Annotated in this window: 2 protein-coding genes; both read right to left on the bottom strand. The window is 59.6% G+C overall.

Going from position 1 to position 3,866, the window contains the following annotated elements:
- Positions 1-111: 111 nt before the first annotated feature.
- Positions 112-3,084 (bottom strand): Tn3 family transposase, encoded by a 2,973-nt coding sequence (locus tag ACOTX5_RS26185; RefSeq protein WP_001138073.1) that lies wholly within the window; start codon positions 3,082-3,084, stop codon positions 112-114.
- Between the two features lie 2 nt (positions 3,085-3,086).
- The gene (locus tag ACOTX5_RS26190; protein WP_001162012.1) at positions 3,087-3,644 is read right to left on the bottom strand and encodes a recombinase family protein; all 558 of its coding nucleotides are present in this window, start codon (positions 3,642-3,644) and stop codon (positions 3,087-3,089) included.
- Positions 3,645-3,866 lie beyond the last annotated feature (222 nt).

Here is a 3,866-nt window from a genome sequence, read left to right on the forward strand (position 1 = left end):
CAGATCGATACCAATGAGCGCAATGTTTTCCATGATAGTTCTCCGAATGAAAGCCTGTCCTCAGCATAGTACCGGGAAGGAGGGAGTGACCATCTCATTAAATAAAGCACGCTAAGCCGGTGGCAGCGGTCGCAATGGCCTAAACTTCCCCGCACCGACCTTGGCGCTGCTGCGCCATAGGTAATCGCCGGTCAGGTTGATGTGCTCCCACCCCAGCGGCGACAGATATTGCAACAATGTGTCGTCCAGCGCCGTGCCGTTGCCACGCAAAGCACTGGTGGCACGCTCCAGATATACCGTGTTCCACAACACGATGGCCGCCGTCACCAGATTGAGGCCGCTGGCCCGGTAGCGCTGCTGCTCAAAACTGCGGTCGCGGATTTCACCCAATCGGTAGAAGAAGACCGCCCTGGCCAGCGCGTTGCGCGCCTCGCCCTTATTCAGCCCCGCATGGACGCGGCGGCGCAGCTCCACGCTTTGCAGCCAATCCAAAATGAACAGCGTGCGCTCGATGCGCCCCAGCTCGCGCAACGCCACGGCCAAGCCGTTCTGGCGCGGGTAGCTGCCGAGTTTGCGCAGCATCAGCGAAGCCGTTACCGTGCCTTGCTTGATGGAGGTGGCCAGCCGCAGAATTTCATCCCAATGGGCGCGTATTTGCTTGATGTTCAGCCTGTCGCTGCTAATCATCGGCTTGAGCGCGTCATAGGCGGCATCGCCCTTGGGGATGAATAGCTTGGTTTCGCCCAAGTCACGGATACGCGGCGCGAAGCGAAATCCCAGCAAATGCATCAAGCCAAACACGTGATCGGTGAAGCCTGCCGTGTCGGTGTAGTGTTCCTCGATGCGCAAGTCCGACTCGTGGTACAGCAGGCCATCAAGCACGTAAGTTGAATCACGAATGCCCACGTTGACCACCTTGGCACTGAAGGGCGCGTACTGGTCGGAGATATGGGTGTAGAAAGTCCGTCCTGGACTGCTTCCATACTTCGGGTTGATATGACCAGTGCTTTCTGCTTTGCTGCCGGTTCTGAAGTTCTGGCCGTCCGACGATGACGTGGTGCCGTCACCCCAGTTGCCGGCGAAGGGTTGCCGAAACTGCGCATTCACCAGCTCGGCCAGCGCCGTCGAATAGGTTTCATCGCGGATGTGCCAGGCTTGCAGCCAAGACAGCTTGGCGTAGGTGGTGCCAGGGCAGGACTCGGCCATTTTGGTCAGACCCAGGTTGATCGCGTCGGCCAGGATCGTCGTCAACAGCAAGGTTTTGTCCTTGGCCGTGTCGCTGGTCTTCAGGTGTGTGAAGTGGCGGGTGAAGCCCGTCCATTCATCGACCTCCATCAGCAACTCGGTGATTTTGAGGTGCGGCAGCAGCATAGCTGTCTGGTCGATCATGGCTTGCGCGGCGTCTGGTACTGCCGCGTCCAGCGGCGTGATCTTCAGGCCTGACGCGGTGGTGATGATGGCATCCGGTAAGTCGTTGGCCGCAGCCATGCGGTTGACTGTGGCGAGTTGCGCCTCCAACAATTCCAACCGGTCATGCAGGTATTGGTCGCAGTCGGTGGCCACTGCCAGCGGCAATTCGCTGGCCAGCTTCAAAGTGGCGAACTTCTCGACCGGCACCAGGTATTCGTCGAAGTCCTTGAACTGGCGAGAACCCTGCACCCAGACATCACCGGAGCGCAGCGCGTTCTTCAGCTCCGACAGGGCGCATAACTCGTAGTAACGCCGGTCGATGCCGTCGTCGGTCAGAACCAGCTTTGCCCAGCGCGGCTTGATGAATGCGGTTGGCGCATCGGCGGGCACCTTGCGCGCGCTGTCGCTGTTCATGCCGCGCAGCATGTCGATGGCATCGAGCACACCCTTGGCGGCGGGCGCAGCCCGCAATTTGAGCACGCCCAGGAACTGCGGCGCGTAGCGGCGTAGCGTGGCATAGCTTTCACCGATGTGGTGCAGGAAATCAAAGTCGGCAGGCCGCGCCAATGTTTGCGCTTCGGTGACGCTGGCGGCGAAGGTGTCCCAGGGCATAACGGCCTCGATGGCGGCGAACGGATCGCTGCCGCTTTGCTTGGCCTCAATCAACGCTTGACCGATGCGCCCATACATCCGCACCTTGTCGTTGATCGCCTTGCCGGAAGCCTGGAACTGCTGCTGATGCTTGTTCTTGGCCGCGTTGAACAGCTTGCCGATGATGCGATCGTGAAGGTCGATGATTTCATCGGTGACGGTGGCCATGCCTTCGATGGCCAGCGCTACCAGCGTGGCATAGCGTCGTTGCACCTCGAACTTTGCCAGATCAGCAGGCGTCATCTGGCCACCTTCACGAGCGATTTTGAGCAGGCGGTTCTGGTGAACCTGCCGCTCGATGCCTGCGGGCAGATCAAGTGCTTGCCAGGATTTCAGGCGCTCAATATGTTCGAGCATGTGGCGAGAGTTCGGTTTGGCAGGCGACTGGCGCAGCCATGCCAGCCACGTCACTTTACTGCCGTCCTTGCGCTTGAGAAGTTCGTCCAGGCGCTGACGGTGGGGTGATAACAAAGAATCGGTCAGCGCCGCGTAAATGCGTCGGTTGGCACGGGTGATGGCCTCGGCGCTTGCGCGCTCGATGGCATTCATGGCGGGCAGGATAATGCTCTGCCGCCGCAGATTCTCGACAAGTGCGCTCGCCAGCACGATGCCTTTGTCGGTCTGCAAGGCCAGCTCGGTCAATGTATGCACGGCTTGCCGATAGTGGCTCATGGTGAAGGGCTTGAACCCAAAAACCGTTTGCAGCTCGACCAAGTGCTCCCGCCGTGTCTGTTCGCGCTGGCCGTACTCGCTCCAACTTTCCACTGGCATCTTGAGTTGCGCGGCCACCATGCGCAACAGGGGCGGAAACGGAGGCTCATCGACGCCCAAAAAGGTGCCAGGGAATCGCAAGTAGCAAAGCTGCACAGCGAAGCCCAATCGATTCGCGGCGCCGCGACGCTGACGGATCACCGACAGGTCGGTTTCGTTGAACGTGTAGTGCCGTATCAGTTCGTCTTTGGCATCTGGCAGTGCCAGCAGGCTTTCGCGCTCGGTGGCGGACAGGATTGAGCGGCGTGGCATGGTCAGTCTTCCCGCAGGTACTGGTACAAGGTTTCGCGGCTGATGCCGAAGTCACGGGCCACCAAGGTTTTTTGGTCGCCTGCCGCAACTCGCCGTTTCAACTCGGCAATTTGTTCGCTGTTCAGCGATTTCTTTCGTCCCCGGTAGGCACCGCGCTGCTTGGCCAGCACGATTCCCTCGCGCTGACGTTCGCGGATCAGGGCGCGCTCGAACTCAGCGAAGGCTCCCATGACCGACAGCATCAGATTGGCCATCGGTGAGTCCTCGCCGGTGAACTTCAGCCCTTCTTTGACGAACTCCATGCGCACGCCCCGTTGTGTCAGCCCTTGGACGATGCGGCGCAGGTCATCAAGGTTGCGTGCCAGCCTGTCCATGCTATGCACCACCACGGTGTCGCCCTCGCGGACGAAGGCCAGCAGCCTTTCCAGCTCGGGACGCTGGGTGTCCTTGCCAGAAGCCTTGTCGGTGAACACCCGCGCCACCTGAACACCCTCCAATTGCCGTTCCGGGTTCTGGTCGAAGCTGCTGACGCGGACATAGCCGATGCGTTGACCTTGCAAGATGCCTCCAAAGGCAAAAGTGTCAGGATGAAATCTATTACCTTTGACGGAATATGTCAATCAATAGGAAATTTAACTCTATTCTGACATCGTTTGCACATGGTGTCGTTTTCAGAAGACGGCTGCACTGAACGTCAGAAGCCGACTGCACTATAGCAGCGGAGGGGTTGGATCCATCAGGCAACGACGGGCTGCTGCCGGCCATCAGCGGACGCAGGGAGG

Origin of the sequence: Enterobacter cloacae complex sp. IR5441 (genome assembly GCF_049238215.1) — a bacterium.
GTDB classification, from domain to species: domain Bacteria; phylum Pseudomonadota; class Gammaproteobacteria; order Enterobacterales; family Enterobacteriaceae; genus Enterobacter; species Enterobacter hormaechei_C.

Bases quoted from the DNA above. Each gene is read 5' to 3' on its own strand.
- ACOTX5_RS26185 (WP_001138073.1), bottom strand. From the start codon at position 3,084: ATGCCACGCCGCTCAATCCTGTCCGCCACCGAGCGCGAAAGCCTGCTG.